The 17,063-nt window shown below is 73.5% G+C and carries 13 protein-coding genes; 6 read left to right on the forward strand and 7 right to left on the reverse strand.

Annotation, left to right across the window (positions count from 1 at the left end):
- Positions 1–30 precede the first annotated feature (30 nt).
- From OG994_RS14505 to OG994_RS14515, 3 genes are all read right to left on the reverse strand, one after another.
- Positions 31–1,464 carry a sensor histidine kinase gene (locus OG994_RS14505; RefSeq protein WP_120328853.1) on the reverse strand — a complete coding sequence of 478 codons (1,434 nt, stop codon included), beginning with the start codon at positions 1,462–1,464 and terminating at the stop codon, positions 31–33.
- 9 nt (positions 1,465–1,473) lie between these two features.
- A complete protein-coding gene (locus OG994_RS14510) occupies positions 1,474–2,130 on the reverse strand; it encodes a response regulator transcription factor (protein ID WP_120328854.1) in 657 nt (218 codons plus the stop codon).
- A 134-nt stretch (positions 2,131–2,264) separates the two neighbouring features.
- On the reverse strand, positions 2,265–2,576 hold the full coding sequence (locus OG994_RS14515) for a hypothetical protein (protein ID WP_120328855.1): 312 nt from the start codon (positions 2,574–2,576) through the stop codon (positions 2,265–2,267).
- A gap of 145 nt (positions 2,577–2,721) precedes the next feature.
- On the opposite strand from OG994_RS14515, the gene OG994_RS14520 reads away from it, so the two are divergent.
- Together OG994_RS14520 and OG994_RS14525 are read left to right on the forward strand one after the other, a co-directional pair.
- Complete coding sequence (locus OG994_RS14520) at positions 2,722–3,060, forward strand: DUF952 domain-containing protein (protein ID WP_328853545.1); 339 nt, start codon at positions 2,722–2,724, stop codon at positions 3,058–3,060.
- A gap of 52 nt (positions 3,061–3,112) precedes the next feature.
- Positions 3,113–3,655 (forward strand): acyltransferase, encoded by a 543-nt coding sequence (locus OG994_RS14525; RefSeq protein WP_328853546.1) that lies wholly within the window; start codon positions 3,113–3,115, stop codon positions 3,653–3,655.
- A 113-nt stretch (positions 3,656–3,768) separates the two neighbouring features.
- On the opposite strand, the gene OG994_RS14530 is transcribed toward OG994_RS14525, so the two are convergent.
- The 3 genes from OG994_RS14530 to OG994_RS14540 form a co-directional block, all read right to left on the reverse strand.
- Positions 3,769–5,514, reverse strand: a complete 1,746-nt coding sequence (locus OG994_RS14530; protein ID WP_328853547.1) for a CDP-glycerol glycerophosphotransferase family protein — start codon at positions 5,512–5,514, stop codon at positions 3,769–3,771.
- A 204-nt stretch (positions 5,515–5,718) separates the two neighbouring features.
- Positions 5,719–7,002 carry a nucleotide sugar dehydrogenase gene (locus OG994_RS14535; protein WP_328853548.1) on the reverse strand — a complete coding sequence of 428 codons (1,284 nt, stop codon included), beginning with the start codon at positions 7,000–7,002 and terminating at the stop codon, positions 5,719–5,721.
- A gap of 4 nt (positions 7,003–7,006) precedes the next feature.
- On the reverse strand, positions 7,007–8,575 hold the full coding sequence (locus tag OG994_RS14540) for a glycosyltransferase family 2 protein (protein ID WP_328853549.1): 1,569 nt from the start codon (positions 8,573–8,575) through the stop codon (positions 7,007–7,009).
- Between the two features lie 335 nt (positions 8,576–8,910).
- Between OG994_RS14540 and OG994_RS14545 the strand changes: the two genes are divergently transcribed.
- Positions 8,911–10,137, forward strand: a complete 1,227-nt coding sequence (locus tag OG994_RS14545; protein WP_328853550.1) for a hypothetical protein — start codon at positions 8,911–8,913, stop codon at positions 10,135–10,137.
- A gap of 52 nt (positions 10,138–10,189) precedes the next feature.
- Here the strand turns inward: OG994_RS14545 and OG994_RS14550 are convergent, their stop codons facing one another.
- The gene (locus tag OG994_RS14550; RefSeq protein WP_328853551.1) at positions 10,190–12,058 is read right to left on the reverse strand and encodes a hypothetical protein; all 1,869 of its coding nucleotides are present in this window, start codon (positions 12,056–12,058) and stop codon (positions 10,190–10,192) included.
- 223 nt (positions 12,059–12,281) lie between these two features.
- Here OG994_RS14550 and wecB point away from each other — a divergent pair, with 223 nt between their 5' ends.
- Genes wecB through OG994_RS14565 form a run of 3 tightly spaced genes read left to right on the forward strand, consistent with a single transcriptional unit; the run spans position 12,282 to position 17,031 of the window.
- Positions 12,282–13,364: a non-hydrolyzing UDP-N-acetylglucosamine 2-epimerase gene (wecB, locus tag OG994_RS14555; RefSeq protein ID WP_328853552.1), complete on the forward strand. Its 1,083-nt coding sequence runs from the start codon at positions 12,282–12,284 to the stop codon at positions 13,362–13,364.
- A 59-nt stretch (positions 13,365–13,423) separates the two neighbouring features.
- Positions 13,424–14,899, forward strand: coding sequence for a glycosyltransferase (locus OG994_RS14560; protein WP_328853553.1), 1,476 nt, complete (start codon positions 13,424–13,426; stop codon positions 14,897–14,899).
- Complete coding sequence (locus OG994_RS14565) at positions 14,896–17,031, forward strand: glycosyltransferase (protein ID WP_328853554.1); 2,136 nt, start codon at positions 14,896–14,898, stop codon at positions 17,029–17,031. Before OG994_RS14560 ends, OG994_RS14565 begins: the two co-directional genes overlap by 4 nt.
- Positions 17,032–17,063: the final 32 nt, after the last annotated feature.

The following is a 17,063-nucleotide window of genomic DNA, read 5'->3' on the forward strand; positions in this document are numbered from 1 at the left end:
GCGTGGCCGTCCCGCCCCGCCGCGGGAGCGTCAGCCCGCGGCGGCGGGCAGCCCCTGCGGCGCCGCGTCCGCCGCGGCGCCCTCCGGTGGCCCGCCCTCGGGGCCCGGGAACCAGAGGCCGGCGACCAGACCCCGCGGCTCGCCGGTCCGCATGGTGAGCCGCCCGTCGGACGCGTCGACCAGCACGGCGACGATGGTCAGGCCCAGCCCCGCGCCGTCCATGTTCTGCACGTCCGGCGCCCGCCAGAACCGCTCGGTGGCCTGACCGAGCTGGCTCTCCGTCATCCCCGGACCGGTGTCCCGCACCTCCAGCGCCACTCCCCCGTCGCGGACCGCCACGGTCACCGTCACCTCACCGCCGGCCCCGCTGAACTTCACGGCGTTGTCGATGAGGGCGTCGAGGGCCTGGTCCACGGCGGTCGGCACCGTCCGGGCGTACGCCGGCCCGCCGGGCGCCACCAGACCGAGCGTGATCGACCGGTGCCGGGCCAGCGGCTGCCAGGCAGCCACCCGGGAGGCGGCCACCTCCGCCGCGTCGACGACGACCCGCTCGTTCTCCTGGCGCTCGGCGCGGGCGAGCGTGAGCAGCGCGTCGAGCAGCAACGCCAGCCGGTCGGTCTCCTCCAGCGCCAACCGGTGCTCGGCACGCCCCTCCGGGTCGGTGAGGCTCGGCCCCAGCTCCTCCACCCGCAGCCGCAGGGCGGTCAGCGGGTTGCGCAACTGGTGACTGGCGTGGGCCACGAAGGCGCGCTGGCGGTCCATCACGTCCGACACCGCGTCGGCCATCGTGTTGAAGCTCGCCACCAGCCGGCGCAGCTCCGGCGGGCCGAGATGGTGCTGCACCCGGGCGCTCCGGTCCCCCTCGGTGATCTCGTGGGTGACCGCGTCCAGCTCGAAGACGGGGCGCAGCACCCAGCCGGCCAGCCCGAACGCGGTGAGGACGCAGGCCAGTACGGCGAGCAGGCCGATGCCGGCGAGCAGCAGCCACCACGCGGTGACGGCGCGGCGCACCGAGGCCACGGGGCTGACCGTGACGACGGCCCCGAGCACCTCGCCGCCGTCGTTGATCGGTACGGCGACCACCACCGGCCCGTCCACCCAGGGCCAGACCGACTCCGGGCCGCTGACCTGCTGCCCGGCGAGGGCGGCCTCCAACGCCGTGGCGGTGCCGGCGGCGGGCCGCCAGCTCGCCGAGGCCACCACGTCCCCGCGGTCGCGGTCCACCACGGCCGCCCCGATGCGGTACAGCTCGTCGTAGCTGCGCAGCTCACTCTCCAGCGGGCCGGTGCTGCCGCCGCGGAGCGCGGGCCCCGCCAGGGACGCGAACCGGGTGGCGTCGGCGAGCCGGTCGGCGCGTACCCGGTCGGTCTCCCGGGTGGCCAGGGTGATGGCCAGCGGGGTCTCCAGGGCGATGAGGACCAGCACCATCAGCAGCAGGTAGCTGATCACCAGCCGACGACGCACCCACGCACCTCACTCGCACCGCAGGCGGTAGCCGATCCCGCGTACCGTCTCGACGAGCCGCGCGTCGCCGAGCTTGCCGCGCAGCGACCCCACGTGCACCTCGACGGTGTGCCGGTCCGTCCAGGTGGTGCCCCAGGCGTCGAGCAGGATGCGATCGCGGGGCACCGCCACGCCGGGCTGGCGGGCCAGCGAGAGCAGGACGTCGAACTCCTTGCGGGTGAGCGTCACCTCCCGGCCGTCGACGGTCACGGTGCGTGCCGCCACGTCGATGCGGACGGCGCCGGCCTCGATGAGGTTCCGCTCGGGCACCGCCTGCGCCGTGCGGCGCAGCACCGCCTCGATCCGGGCCTGCAGCTCCACCATCGAGAACGGCTTCACCACGTAGTCGTCGGCGCCGAGCCGCAGCCCGAGCACCCGGTCGCGCTCCTCACCCCGGGCGGTGACCGCGATGATCCCCAGCTGGCTGCTGCGCCGGCGCAGCTCCCGGCACAGGTCGGTGCCGTCGCCGTCGGGCAGGGTGAGATCTAGCAGCACCAGGTCGCACGGCGCGGCGGAGAGCGCGGCGGCGACCGTGGCCGCGTGCTCGACCTCGTATCCGCGTCGGGTGAGCGCGGACGACAGGGCGGCGGCCACCCGACGGTCGTCCTCGACCAGCAGGATGCGCACCGGTGCCCCCCATCCCTCGAACGATCGTCCGGGGGAATCGTGGCAGACGCCGGTCGCGGGCGGGAGAGCCGACCCGGCAGCCCACCTGGACCGCGCGGCCCCCTCCGGCGGGGCGGGCGGCGCCTCGGCCGGGGTCAGAGGCCGAAGACGTCGTCCGAGACGGCGTCGCGCACCCCGTCGACGAAGCCGCGGAAGCCCGGGTCGTGGTGGCTGGCCGGGACACTCGTGACGTTCTCCCCGGTGGCCTGGGTGACCGCGTCGAGCAGGGGCGGGTAGTCCAGCTCCGCGTCGCCGCGCGTGTCGTCGTCCGCCTCGGCCAGGTTGATCACGTACTGCACGTCGTCGGAGGGGGTGTCGGGATCCTCGGCCCACTCGCCGCCGGCCTGGTAGCACTCGTCGTACAGCGCCCGCTGGCTGTCGGTCCAGTCGTCGTCGTAGTCCCGCATCGCCCATCCCTCCGCGACGGCTCCACCCTCCGAGCATGCCGGCCCGGGACGCGGGACCGGGCCGGTACCGGCGAAACCGCGGGGCACCCGCACGGGTGACGCGCTCGCGGGGACCGGCGGGGGCCGGCGCGCGTACGCTGCACAGGTGATCTACAAACTGCTGCCGACGACCGAGTGGGACGACGCCCGGGCCGCCGGGCAGTTCACCGGCACGGCGGTGGACCACCAGGACGGGTTCATCCACTTCTCCGCCGCCGACCAGGTGGTGGAGACGGCCCGCCGGCACTTCGCCGGGGCCACCGGGCTCACCCTGCTCACCGTGGATCCGGCCCGCCTCGGTGACCGGCTGCGCTGGGAGCCCTCGCGCGGCGGCGCGCTCTTCCCCCACCTATACGGCCCGCTGCCGGTGGCCGCCGTGGTGGTGGCGCAGGCGCTGCCCGCGGACGTGCCCGCCCCCGACGCGGTGGCGGCGCTGCTCGGTTGAGGGCTCGCTATGCTACGCCGAGCCCGCGCCCTGCGATCGATGCGAGTTGAGGATGACTGACAACACTTCCCCGTCCCCCAGCGTCTTCGTTCACCCCACGGCGGACGTCGAGGAGGGTGCCCAGGTCGGTGAGGGCACCAAGGTCTGGCACCTGGCCCACGTCCGGTCGTCGGCGCGGGTGGGCGCCGGCTGCGTCATCGGGCGCAACGTGTACGTCGACGCCAACGTGACCGTCGGCGACCGCGTCAAGATCCAGAACAACGTCTCGGTCTACCAGGGCGTGACCCTGGAGGACGAGGTGTTCGTGGGCCCCAGCGCCGTCTTCACCAACGACTTCCGACCGCGGGCGCAGAACCCCGACTGGACGATCACGCCGACCGTGGTGCGGCGCGGCGCCTCGATCGGCGCGAACGCCACCCTGGTCTGCGGGATCGAGGTCGGGGAATACGCCATGATCGCGGCCGGTTCGGTGGTGACCCGGGACGTGGCGCCGTACCAGCTGGTGGCCGGCAACCCGGCCCGGCCGAAGGGCTGGGTCGACGAGAAGGGCGAGGTCATCTCGCGGGACGTGGCGAACCCGCCGCGACGGGACTGAACGCCGGCGGCGGCCGGTGAGCGGAGATCCGCCCGCCGGCCGCCGCTCGCGCTGCGCCGCCGTCCGCCCGAGGTCGGCCGCCGAAACGGTCGTCGCCGGCCGCGGCCCGACCGTCAGGCGCAGAGTCGGTCGATCTCCGCGCGGAAGCGCTCCATCGGGTTCGGCTCGTCGGGGCCGAGCAGGTACGCCTTCAGCTCGCGCCGCGCCTCGGTCATCGGGTCGTCGCCGGCCCGGGTCACGTCGAGGATCTTCGACAGCTCGCCGCAGTCGGCCGAGAGCAGGTACGCGGCACGCGCCGTCGGGAACGAGCGCCGGAACTCGTCCTCGGGCAGGCCCGCCGGGTTGGCCACGACGTACGGCCGCTGGCTCTGCACGAAGTCAGAGACCACGCTGGACACGTCGCTGACGAGCAGGTCGGTGACGTTGAAGCAGTCGAACAGGGCCGGAACGCGGCCGGTCACGACCAGGTGGGCGCCGCCGTCCAGGGACGTCGCGTCCACCACGCCGCCGGCGCCGCGGATCAGGGCGACGATGCGGTCGTGGGCGGCCTTCGCCTTGTTCCACCGGGTGCCGGTCAGCGGGTGCGGCTTGTAGATCACCCGGACGCCCGCGCCAAGCAGGCCGGACACGATCCGCTCGCCCATCGCCACGAGCGAGGTGTGGTACGGGTCGTCGTCCAGCCAACCCTCCCAGGTCGGGGCGTACAGGACGGTGAACGGGCGGTCGGTCGCGCCGGAGCCGAAGGTGTGCACCCCGGCCAACTGCGGCCGGCCGACCTCGACGATGTCCTGGTCGAGCACGCCCACGTCGGCTCGCGCGTACCGCTCCCGGCCCGCGGGGCCGGCCACCCACACCTCGTCGTACACCTTGCTGTAGGGGTTGACGCTGGCCTGCTTGTCGCTGTCGCCGTGCCCCACGAAGACGTGCGTGACACCGGGCTCCCGCAGCAGGTGGATGTTGGCGCCCACGTTCGCGGCGTAGAGGGCCACCCGGAGGGAGCTGAAGTCGAGGTTCATGAAGTCGACCCCGGCAGGCACGCAGATCACCGGCAGGCGGGTGTCGGCCAGCGCGCGGAACGCCTCCTCGTTGCGCAGCAGCACCACGGCGCGGCGACCGGCCGCCTCCACCGGGGCCAGCCACATGTTCGCCTGGTAGACGTCCTTGGCCGGGCCCGCGAAGTAGAGCGCCACCTCCGGCCGCTCCCGGGTCATCCACGCCTCCACGGCGGGCAGCACCCCCGGCGTCCGGCCGCGCCCGCGCAGGAAGGTGAGCGTCAGCACGGCCGCCGTCACGAGCCCGGCGGCCAGCGTCACCAGACCGGTCACCACGACGGGCGAGACCCGGTCGACCAGCGCGGCCACCACGGCCGCCGGCAGGAGCAGGAAGTTGAGCAACGGCATCTGCGCACCGGCGAGACGGTCGGCCCAGCCGGGCGGGACCGGCACGCGGCGTACCGCGCCGAGGTCGATGTTGCGGGTGAACGCCGGCGTGGCGGCGCGACCCTCGACGATCCGGTGCAGGGCGGTGGTGCCGACGGCCACGGTCCAGAGGGCGGCCGGCAGCAGCAGCGCGCCGACCGTACCGGCCACGCCGGGACGCACGGCGCTGACTATCAGCAGTACGACGGCGAGGTCGCGGACGAGCCAGCGCCACACCGGCCCGAGAGCGGCCTTCTCCAGCAGCACGCCTGTCTCGGCGAACCGGGTGGCCAGGGCGAGTTCACCGGCCAACACGACCAGTGCGGCGACCGCGAACGGGATCACCCAGCCGGCGACGCCGGCCAGGACCATGACCCCGTAGCCCAGTAGCGTCGCGCCGACGGCGGCGACGCCCTGCTGGCTCCGTACTCTGCTGAACAACGACACACTCCCCTGTCCGCTCACGGTGAGATGAGCTCCGATACGGGCCGGTGCGACCTTAAACGGGGCAAGTGACACAAGTATTGCCGGGGTGTCCGGCGGGTTGCCGCCCGGTGTCCACCGTCACCACCGGTGCGCCGCCGGTCGCGCGACGCAGCGGGCCCCGGCCGTACGACGGCCGGGGCCCGGGACGGCGCGGTCGGTTCAGCCGCCGATCACCACGCGACGGACACCGGCCCACCGGTCCGGGTCGGTCACCCGCCGGCCGTCGACGAGGACGGTCACGCCGGGCAGGTCGGCCGGGCTGAGGCTGCGGTACTCGGCGTGGTCGGCCTGGATGACCGCGGCGCCGACCGGCTCCCCGTCGTACCCGGGCAGGCCGTGCGCGGCCAGTTCCTCGTTGGTGTACATCGGGTCGGAGACGTACGGGACGGCGCCCCGCTTCCGCAGCGCCTCGACGGTCGGGAAGACGCCGGAGAAGGCGGTCTCCTTGACGCCCCCGCGGTAGGCGGCGCCGAGCACCAGCACACCCACCCCGGTGAGGTCGCCGTACGCGGCGGCGAGCAGGTCGACCGCGTACTCCGGCATGGCAGCGTTGGCCTCGCGGGCGGAGCGGACGACGGTGGCCGCCGGGTCGTTCCACAGGTACATCCGCGGGTAGATCGGGATGCAGTGCCCGCCGACGGCGATGCCGGGCTGGTGGATGTGGCTGTACGGCTGGGTGTTGCACGCCTCGATGACCTTCGTGACGTCCACGCCCACGGTGTCGGCGAACCGGGCGAACTGGTTCGCGAGACCGATGTTCACGTCCCGGTAGGTCGTCTCGGCGAGCTTGGCCAGCTCCGACGCCTCGGCCGAACCCAGGTCCCACACGCCGTTCGGGCGGTTCAGGTCGGGCCGCTCGTCGAAGTCGAGCACCGCCTCGTAGAACCGCACGCCGTGCTCCGCCGACGCCTCGTCGATGCCGCCGACCAGCTTCGGGTAGCGGCGCAGGTCCGCGAAGACCCGGCCGGTGAGCACCCGCTCCGGGCTGAAGACCAGGTGGAAGTCCCGGCCCGCGGTCAGGCCCGAGCCCTCCTCCAGCATGGGCGCCCACCGGTTGCGGGTGGTGCCGACCGGCAGCGTGGTCTCGTAGCTCACCAGCGTGCCGGGCTTGAGCCCGCGGGCGATGGCCCGGGTCGCGTCATCCATCCAGCCGAAGTCCGGCACGCCCTCGGCGTCCACGAAGAGCGGCACGACCACGACGACCGCCTCGGACTCGGCCACCGCGGCGGCGGTGTCGGTGGTGGCGGACAGCAGCCCGGCGGCCACCGCCTCCTTCAGCTTGACGTCCAGGTCGGCCTCGCCGGGGAACGGCGCGGCACCGTCGTTGACCAGCTGGACGACCCGCTCGGAGACGTCGGCACCGATCACCCGGTGCCCCTTCGAGGCGAACTGCACGGCGAGCGGCAGGCCGATCTTTCCGAGCGCGACGACGCAGATGTTCATGGAACTACTTTCCTCCAGAGGGCCAGATTCGGCGCAGGCGGGCAAGGAACCGGCGGGGAGTCACCGGCGTGATCGCGACGATCACCTGGCCCTTGTGGTTGGTGGTGGGCGTGACGAGGTGCAACCGGACACCGTGCCGGGCCAGCACCCGGGACGCGGCGAGCGGGCGCTCCGTCCGCAGCGGCGCGGAGCCCGTCCCGCCCAGGGCGTCCACCTCGGCGCGCACGACCCGGCGCTCCCCGTTCGCCGCGACGCCGGCGAGCAACCGGTCCATCGCGAAGTCCGTCCTTACGACGGTACCGGGACCGCCCGCGGTGAGCGACGTCACACCGGCCAGCTCCCCGAGGGTGATCCGGACCGACTCCGTGGCGAGACCCGCCAGCTCCGCCCAGTGGCTCTGGGCGGTGACGACGAGCGAACGGCCGCCCGCGGCGTCCCGCCCCCACGCGAGCCCGGTCGCGGTCATGGTGGCGAGCATCCGGGCGGCCCGGTCGGTCACGTCGTACCACTCGTCGGGGTAGCCGAGCGACGGGTCGCGGAAGCCGACGTAGTGCGCGTACCAGCGGTCGCCCTCGACCGTGACGTCGGGCGGGTTCCGGTCGGCCTGCTGCCGGACCAGCTCGCGCAAGCGGTCGAGTTCGGCGTCGCGGGCCACGGCCAGCCGCAGCCGCAGGTCGGGCGCCATCCGGGCCAGGATGCCGTCGGTCAGGTACGCCCCGGCGAGCTTGCGGACGCGGTCGTGGGCCTGCTGCTGGGCGTCGGCCCCGAGCTCCAGGAACTCCGTGCGCAGGAGCTTGGCCACCTCCCAGCTGAAGTGGCGCAGCAGGACGGCGTCCCGGCGGGGCCCCGGCTCGATGAGGCCGGCCACGAAGCCGACCAGTTCCTCGGCGCAGCGCAGCCGCTCCTCGAATCGGCTCGCGTAGGTGATGTTCTGCGCGTTGTCGCGTTTGACCGCGTAGTAGTACTCGTAGTCGGCCAGGACCGAGATCTTCCCGGCCCGGAAGCAGGCCTCCAGCGTGAACGGCTGGTCGCTGCCCATGGGCATGTCGGTGCGGTAGCGCAGGCCGTGCCGCTCGATGAGGTCCCGCCGGAACAGCTTCGTGTTCGACAGGGACCAGGGCAGCGGGCTGTCGAACAGGTCCACCTGCTCCCGCGTCTCCGCGTAGATGGCCTGGTGGACGTAGCGCTTGTTGGTGCCCACCATCCGCCCGAGCACGACGTCGGAACCCCACCGGTCGGCGGCGTCCACCATCCGCTCGAGGGCCTCGGGGCCGAGGTGGTCGTCGGAGCCGATGAAGAACACGTACCGCCCGCGAGCGTGGTCCAGCGCCCGGTTGCTGGGCGCCGCCGGGCCGCCCGAGTTCGGTTGGTGGAGCACGCGGACCGTGTCGGGGTAGCGTTCGGCGTACCGGTCCAGCTCTTCCCCGCTGCCGTCGGTCGAGCCGTCGTCGACCGCGACGATCTCCAGCCGGTCCCGGCCGATCGTCTGGTTGATCAGGGAATCCAGGCACGTCGTCAGGTACGGCATGGTGTTGTAGACAGCGACGACGACGCTGACGTCCGGCGTTCTCATCCGATCCTTCCCCGATCGCCATGTTCGCTGTTGGCGGGGGATCCGCCGCTGACCTACGGTGCGCCCGCCCGGGCGCCGGCCGACGTCGTGACAGCGACGTCCGCCCGCGCCGCCGCCTTCGCCGGCGCGACATCGAGCGGAACCTCCGCGAGTGTACGGCACTCGGGTGGCCGCTCCGCGTACCCGAGCGGTCGATCCGGAGGCCGCCGGTGGACGCTCCGGAGATCGGCCGGTGAACACCGCCGCAGGCGGTGTCGGGGACCGGTGATCCGCCCGGTCCCTTGCTAACCTCGCCAGGGTTCGACGCCTCGGGGGGACTGATACGAGTGGCGGCAATGGAATCCGGCCTGGACGTGGCCGCGGACCGCGACGGCGGCGTCCAGGACGGCGGCGGGCGGGACGGCCGTGTCCGGGACGGCGCGGCGATCGGGGATGAGCCCGCACCAGCGGCCCCACTGGCCACACGCCTGCGGCGCGCCGTGCTGGCGGCCTGGCCCGCCCTGGTCGGCTACGCCGCCGTCCGGGCGATCGGGCTGGTCACCCTGGCCGTGTGGGGCGACGCGCGGGACGCCTCGTTCGCACGGCTTATCGGCATCCGCGCCGACGCCGGCTGGTACCTGGGCATCGCCGAGCACGGGTACGACCACGCGGAGAAGATGCAGAGCAACATGGCGTTCTTCCCGCTCTACCCCCTGCTGGTGCGGTACGTGGAGCCGCTGTCGCCGTTCGGGCTGCGCGGCACCGCCATCGTGCTGGCCTGGGCCGCCTCGCTGGCGGCCGCCTGGGGCCTCTTCGCGGTCGGCAACCACCTGCACGGCCGGCGCACGGGCGTCCTCCTGGCCGTGGTCTGGGGACTCGTGCCGCACGCCGTCGTCGAGTCGATGGCCTACACCGAGTCGCTGTTCACCGCGTTCGCCGCGTGGTCGCTCTACGCCCTGCTCACCGGCCGGTGGCTCACCGCCGGGACGCTCTGCCTGCTCGCCGGCGCGACCCGGCCCACCGCCAACGCGCTCATCCCGGTCGTGATGCTGGCCGCGCTGATCGCGGTGTTCCGTCGCCAGGGGCTCTGGCGGCCCCTGCTCGGGCTGCTGCTCGCGCCGCTGGGATGGGCGGGCTACATCGGCTGGGTCGGCTGGCGGACCGGACGCGTGGACGGCTGGCTGCGGATCCAGAGCGAGGGGTGGCGGTCGACGTTCGACGGCGGGGTGGGCACCCTGCGGAACATCGGCGAAACCCTCGACAACCCGTCCACGCTCCAGTGGTACCTGATCGTCGCCGTCCTGGTCACGAGCCTCGTCCTCTTCGCGCTCTGCGTCGTCGACCGGCAGCCGTGGCAACTGCTGACCTACAGCGCGCTGCTGCTGCTGACCACCATCGGGGCGGACGGGTACTTCAACTCGAAGGCCCGGTTCCTGCTGCCCGCGTTCGCGCTGCTGGTGCCGGTGGCACGGGCGCTCGCGGCGGCCACCACCGCCCGCCTCGTGATCATCCTCGTCGGGATGACCGCCTTCTCGGCGTACTTCGGGGGCTACCTGCTGCTGGTCTGGGAGTACTCCCCCTGACCCGCCGCCCCCGCCGGCCGGCACGTCCGACCGGCGGGGTCACTCCGCCCGCTCACCGCGTCAGCGGCCGCACGTCCCAGACCCACACGTCCCGCACCCGCTGGGCCGGCCCGAAGCAGGCGTCCAGGAAGGCCTTCAGCTCAGCCTCGTGGGCGTGCTTCGGCAGCACCACGGCGTCAGCGCGCCACCACCGCACGTCCGCCGCCGCCTGCTCCCGCTCCGCGGCGCTCACCGTGGGCGGGCGCTCGCCGGCGCCCACCGCCGTGAGCAGCAGCGCCGTCGGACGCGGCGCCACCCCCCACCGGCCGGTGTCGTCGGTCGGCGACGTGGGGCCCAGGAAGTAGCCCTGCGGCACGGCGAAGTCGGCCCGGGCGGCGGCGCCCCAGTAGATCGACGTCATGTTGTGCACCGGCACCGGCACCAGCGTCCGCCCGTCGGCGACGTACTGCCGCCACTGCCCGGAGGTGACGAACTCCGGCACCGGGACGCGTCCCCGGGCCGGCAGCGGGGTCGGCAGCATCGGCAGCAGCGCCGCCACCAGCGCCGCGGCTGTCAGGGCCCGCAGTGGTACGGCCGTGTCCGGCCGACGCGCGGCGAGCGTCTCGATCCGGGCCACCGCCACGGCGAGCAGCAGACCCGCCGCCACAGTCGTGATCAGGGCGAACCGGGCGATGACCATGGCGTCCACGATCGGCAGGCCGTGCAGCAGGACGAACGGACCGGGGATGTCGCTCTTCTCCGGCCCCCAGCTCAGCGTCGAGCCCAGGGCGAGGACGCCGGAGATGAGGGCGACGCCGGCGAGAACCCGTACGGTCAGGTCCCGCCACAGCGCCACCGCGGCGGCGGCCAGCAGCACCACGACCGGCCAGCCGAAGAAGCTCGCCTCCTCGGTGGTGTTCGGCGAGAGGCCCCGTGCGCTCTCCGGTCCGCCGCCGATCGACTCGGTGGCGTACGCGACGAAGGAGCGCAGCCGCAGGGTGTAGACGTCCGGGTCGCCCGGGTGGCCGATCCGGTGCTGCGGCCCGGCGAACTGCATCCAGAGCGGGTACGCGACCACCACGAGCACCAGGGCACCGGCCACCGCCAGGGTGGCCAGGGCGCGCGGGGCCAGCCGCAGCGTCTGACGCGGACGCAGCACGAGGTGGATGACGGTGGCCATCGCGGCGCCGAGCGCGACCAGGAACAGGATCTCCACCGAGATGAAGAACTCGGCGGCCACGAAGCCGCCCAGGATCAGCCCGTTACGGAGCGGGGAACCGGGCCGGGTCAGCAGGACGATCCGCCACACCAGGAAGGGCACCAGCCACTGCGCGGTGATGTGCGGGTGACCGTTGCTGTGCGCCACCATGGCGGGGGCGAAGGCGCAGAACAGGCCACCCACCGCGGCGGCCGCCCGGGAGCCGAGCAGGTGCCGGGAGAGCACCCAGTACCAGGCGAAACCGGTGCCGGCCAGGTTCAGCGTGATCAGCACCAGGTACGACAGGGACGGCCCGCCGAGCAGCGTCACCGGCGTCAGCAGGATGCCGGGCAGTTGGAGGCCCACGTTGGCCATGAGGTTCACGCCCTCGGGGGCGTTCTGCGCCGTGGTGAAGAACGGGTTCTCCAGGCGCGTCACCGCGTGCGCCGCGTACGACAGCATCCACTCGTTGAACCCCTGGTCGTCCGGGCGGCTGCCGAGCAGCCGACCGTCGACGTCCCGCCAGCCGCGGGCGGTGACCCAGAACGCGCCCAGCAGGTACACCAGCGCCACGAGGGCGTCGAACCGCCCGCGGGCACGGCCGGCGGCCGGCGGTGTCGTGGCGGGAGCCTCCGCGGGACCGTCGGGCCGGGTCTCGTCGGTCTCGGCCGCGCCGGCCTCGGGCTGGGCCGGCTCGTCCGGTGGGCTGGTCGGAAGCTTGGCGGTGGGGTGGACCGTCGTCACACCGCGGCATCCTACGGGTGCCCGCCGGGCGACGGGGCGGAGCGCGTGCCGGAACGGGACACGGCGTGCCGCAGGTGACGGAGGGAACAGAAGGGCGGTGGGCGTGCCGGGCCTCGTGGAGATTTGGCGGTCCCGTCCGTCTGAGGCAGAATTCGTCTGACTCAAGGGACAGCGCATGCCGACGCGCAGCTGCCCTTCACGAGATCACCCAGGGAGTCAGCAGGTGAAGGTCATCAGCGTCGTCGGGGCACGCCCCCAGCTGATCAAGCTCGCCCCCATCGCCGCCGCGTTCGCGTCCACGGAGCACGAGCACATGATCGTGCACACCGGGCAGCACTACGACGCCGACCTGTCGGACGTGTTCTTCTCGGGCCTCGGCATCCCCGACCCGGACATCCACCTCGGGATCGGGTCCGGCTCCCACGGCGTGCAGACGGGCAAGGCGCTCGCGGCGCTGGACCCGGTCTTCCTGGCCGAGAAGCCGGACTGGGTGCTCGTCTACGGCGACACCAACTCGACGCTCGCCGGCGCGCTGTCGGCGGTGAAGCTGCACCTGCCGGTTGCCCACCTCGAGGCGGGTCTTCGCTCGTTCAACCGGATGATGCCGGAGGAGCACAACCGGATCCTCACCGACCACGCCGCCGACCTGCTCCTCGCGCCCACCGAGGAGGCCATGCGGCACCTCGCGGCCGAGGGGCTCGCGGCCCGCTCGACGCTGGTCGGCGACGTGATGGTCGACGTCTGCCTCAACGTCCGCGACGCCGTGCTCGCCGGGCGGCACCCGGCCCCGGCGCTGCCGGAGGGCATCCGGCCCGACGAGCCGTACCTGCTGGCCACCCTGCACCGGGCCGAGAACACCGACTCCCGGCAACGGCTCGCCATGCTGCTCGACGGCTTGGCCGACCTGCCCGTGCCGGTGGCGCTGCTGGCGCACCCGCGGCTCGTCGCCAAGGCCGAGGAGCACGGGATCAAGCTGGCCCGTGGCGCCGTCCACGTCGGGCGTCCGCTGCCGTACGCCGGGATGGTCGCCGCCGTGCTGGGCTCGGCCGGGGTCGTCACCGACTCCGGTGGCCTGCAGAAGGAGGCCTACCTGCTGGCCCGGCCGTGCACCACGCTCCGCCCGGAGACCGAGTGGATCGAGACGCTGGTCGACGGCTGGAACCGTCTGGTGCCGGACCCCTCGGCCCACTCCCGCTCGGAGTGGATCGACATCGCCACCCGGCCCGCGCCCACCGCGGCGCAGGGCACGCCCTACGGGGACGGCCGCGCGGCGCACCGGGTGGTCGAGACGCTCGCCGCGAAGTGAACCTGCCCGCCGACCAAGAGACCCGGGGTGTTCACCCGACCATGGTAATTTCCCGCGACGTGTCGACATCCTCCCCAAACGGCCGGAACTCCACCGGCGCCGACCACCGGGGGCATGAGGGCCGCGCCCGCCCCCACCTCATCTACCTGGCCATCGGATTCCCGCCTGCCGCCAAGAGCTGCGCCTACCGGATGCGGGAGACGGCCAACCAGTTCCGCCGGATCGGATGGGATGTCACCGTGGTGACGATCGCCGCCGCCTCCTGGGAACGTGACTCGGGGCTCGACTACACCCTCCTCGAGCAGGTCGACCCGGAGATCAAGGTGCTGGAGCTGCCGCTGGCCCGGGAGGATCTCGAGACCGACATCCGCAAGTTCAGCGAGGAGCGCGCGCTGCGTCCGGCCAAGTGGCTGACCAACCTGCGCAAGCGGGAGAAGAAGATCTTCCCCGAGCCGGTGTTCGGCAGCTGGCGCGGCACGCTGGAGCGGGCGGTGCTCGACATCCACCGCCAGCACCCGGCCGACCTGCTGCTCGCGAGCTGCGTGCCGTACGTGAACCTGGCCGCCGCCTGGAAGCTCTGGGAGACCTACGGCGTGCCGTACGCGGTCGACTTCCGCGACGGCTGGTCCATCGACGTGGTCAACGGCGGCACGGCGTTTCCCGAGGACTCGGAGGCCGGTGTCTGGGAGCGGCGCATCCTCGACCACTGCCAGTCGCTGTGGGTGGTCAACGACCCGATCGCCGAGCACTACCGGGAGCGCTACCCGCACGTCGCCGACCGGGTCCACGTGGTCCGCAACGGCTACGACAAGGACAGCGTGCCGGCGATCCAGCCGCGCCGCCCCGACCCGGAGGTTGGGCTCACCTTCGGCTACCTGGGCACCGTCAACTACACCACCCAGCAACTGTCGGTGGTGCTGAACGCCTGGCGGGAGGCGCGGAAGCAGGACCCGCTGCTGCGCAACGCACGGTTCGAGATCCGCGGCCACATCGGGGCGGGCGCGAACCGCGAGGCCAACGGCCTCACCGAGCTGATCCGCGAGGCCGCCGTCGACGGGGTCTCGTTCGGCGGCCCGGTCCGCAAGGCGGAGGTGGCCGAGACGTACGCGGGCTGGGACGCGCTGGTGCTGATCCTCATCGGCGGCCGCTACGTCACCTCCGGCAAGGTGTACGAGTACATGGCCACCGGCCTGCCCATCGTCTCGGTGCACGAGGTCGACCACGACGCGTCGCGGGTGCTCGACGGGCATCCTCTCTGGACGGGCGCCTGCGGCCTGGACGAGCTGCGGCTGGTCGACAGCTTCCGGTCGGCCGCCCGGATGGTCGTCGAGGCGACCGAGACCGAGCGGGCCGCCGTCCGCGCCCACGCCGACCCTTTCACCCGCGAGAGCCTCATGCGCCGGGCGGTGGAGCAGCTGGCCGAGCACGCCCTCGCCGCGCCGCGTGACCTGCCGGTCAACGGCGCCGTCGTGCACCCGTCGGCCGCATCCGTGACGATGGACGAGACCGAACGAGCCGGTGGGGTGCACGCATGAGCGACGTCTTGCTGGTGGCGGGCGTGGTCCCGCAGCCAGGGATCCTGACCACGGCCGTGCAGCGGCTGCGCGAGGCCGGCGCCCGGGTCTACCTGGTCGGCGCCGTCGATCCCGACGAGATGCCCGCCGACGTCCGGCTCGATGGGCTGTGCGCCCTGCCGGCCGACATCGCCAAGGCCACACCGACCCGCGCCGCCGCGCGCGCGGTGCCGGGCGAGCGGGTCTGGACGCGGATCCGCCGGGAGCCGTGGGCCCGGGAGCGGGCCCGTACCGCGGACGTGCTGGTGGCGCTCGACGCCCACGCCATCTACACGGTGTGGCGGATGGCGCAGCGCAACCGCGCCGCCGCCGCCCGCTACGGCATCCAGGCCGCCGTGCAGGCGCTGGCCGAGCGGAAGGCCGCACCGGCCCCGAGCCCGCTGCAGCGGCTGACCAACGGCATCCCGTCCACCACGGTGGTCCGGCAGAGCGTGAACCGCCTGATCAACGCCGCTCCGCGGGCCGCCGTCAACGCCGTGACCGCCCGCCCGATCATGCGCAGCAAGGCCGGCACCAAGCTGTGGCTGACCGCCGTGCGGGCGCCGAAGGTGCCCGACTCGCTGCGTACGAAGGTCGCCCACCAGGTGGCCAAGGGCATGGCCTGGGCGGACCGGCCGGAGGGAGAGGCGGCGATCCTGGCCGCCACGGCGGGCAAGCTGCGGAAGCCGGCCGCGCGGGCGCGGATGCTCGGCGAGGCGGCCAGCCGGGAGCTGAAGGCCGGCATGCCCCCGCGGGACCTGGAGGGGGCCGTCAACGCGCTGCTCTCCGTCGCCGACCAGCGGCACCGCGCCGACGAGAACCAGGCGGCCGCCGACCTGCTCAACCGGGCCATGACGCTGGCCTTCGACCGGGTGCTGCACATCGACCAGCTCACCTCCCCGCTGGCCGAGGACCCGGAGGGCTTCATCGCGCCGTTCCAGCGGTCGCTCGCGGCGACCACCGTGGCGACGCCACGGGGCCGCCTGCTGCCGGCCGCGCCGCCGCCCACCGACCGGCCGCTGCGGCTGCTGATCGCCACCAGCGCCAACGACAACTTCCTCAAGTTGATCCGCTCCTACTACGACGCCCACCCGCGGGTGGAGGTCCGCTTCCTGGACCTGGCGGCCAACGCCGCGATCAAGAGCGTGACGTGGGCGCCGAAGCAGATGCTGCAGCACCGGCTCTCCGCCGACGAGACGCCGTACGGCGCGAAGGCCGAGGAGCGGCTGCGGCCGTACCTGGACTGGGCGGACACCGTCTTCGTGGACTGGTGCGTGGCCCCGGCCGCGCTGTTCACCCTGGTCGACCCGGGCACCACGCGGATCATCGTCCGGCTGCACAGCTACGAGGCGCTGTCCCGGTGGCCGCACATGGTCGACTTCTCCCGCATCGACGACCTCGTCTTCGTCGCCGAGCACATCAAGGACCTGACCACCTCCCTGGTCCCCTTCCTCAAGGGGCCGGACGCGCCCCGGATGCACGTGCTCGACAACGCGATGGACCTGCGCGGCTTCCAGATCGACAAGCCGGCGGAGGCGCGTTTCCAGCTCGGCATGGTCGGGATCAGCCAGGTCGCGAAGGACCCGCGCTGGGCCATCCAGGTCCTGCGGCTGCTGCGGCAGCGCGACGACCGGTACCGGATGCTCCTGGTGGGCGGCGACATGAGCCCGGACGTGAGCGTGGCGAGCCGGGAGTACCTGGAGGCGTTCAACCGCGACCTGCGGGAGTTGGAGGCGACCGGCGCGGTGCGGCGGCTCGGCCCCACCAACGAGGTGCCGAAGGTGCTCAGCGACATCGGCGTCATCATCAGCTCCTCGGTCCGCGAGGGCTGCCACTGCGGCCTGATGGAGGGCGCGGCCAGCGGGGCTATCCCGGTCGTCCGGGACTGGCCCTTCTTCGCCGGCCGGCCGAACAGCGCCCGCACCCTCTACCCGCAGGGCTGGGTCATCGGCAGCCCGGAGGAGGCGGTGGAGCGGATCCTCGCCACGACGGCGACCGAGGAGACCTGGCGCGCCGCCGGGCGGGAGGCGTCGGCGTACGCGCTGCGGGAGTGGGACTGGTCGGTAGTCCAGCACCGCTTCGACAAGCTCCTCCTGGGCGACCCGCAGGGCTGAGGCCCGGAAGACGGGCAAGGCCCCACCGGTAC

This window comes from Micromonospora globbae, from assembly GCF_036184225.1.
GTDB lineage: Bacteria > Actinomycetota > Actinomycetes > Mycobacteriales > Micromonosporaceae > Micromonospora > Micromonospora globbae.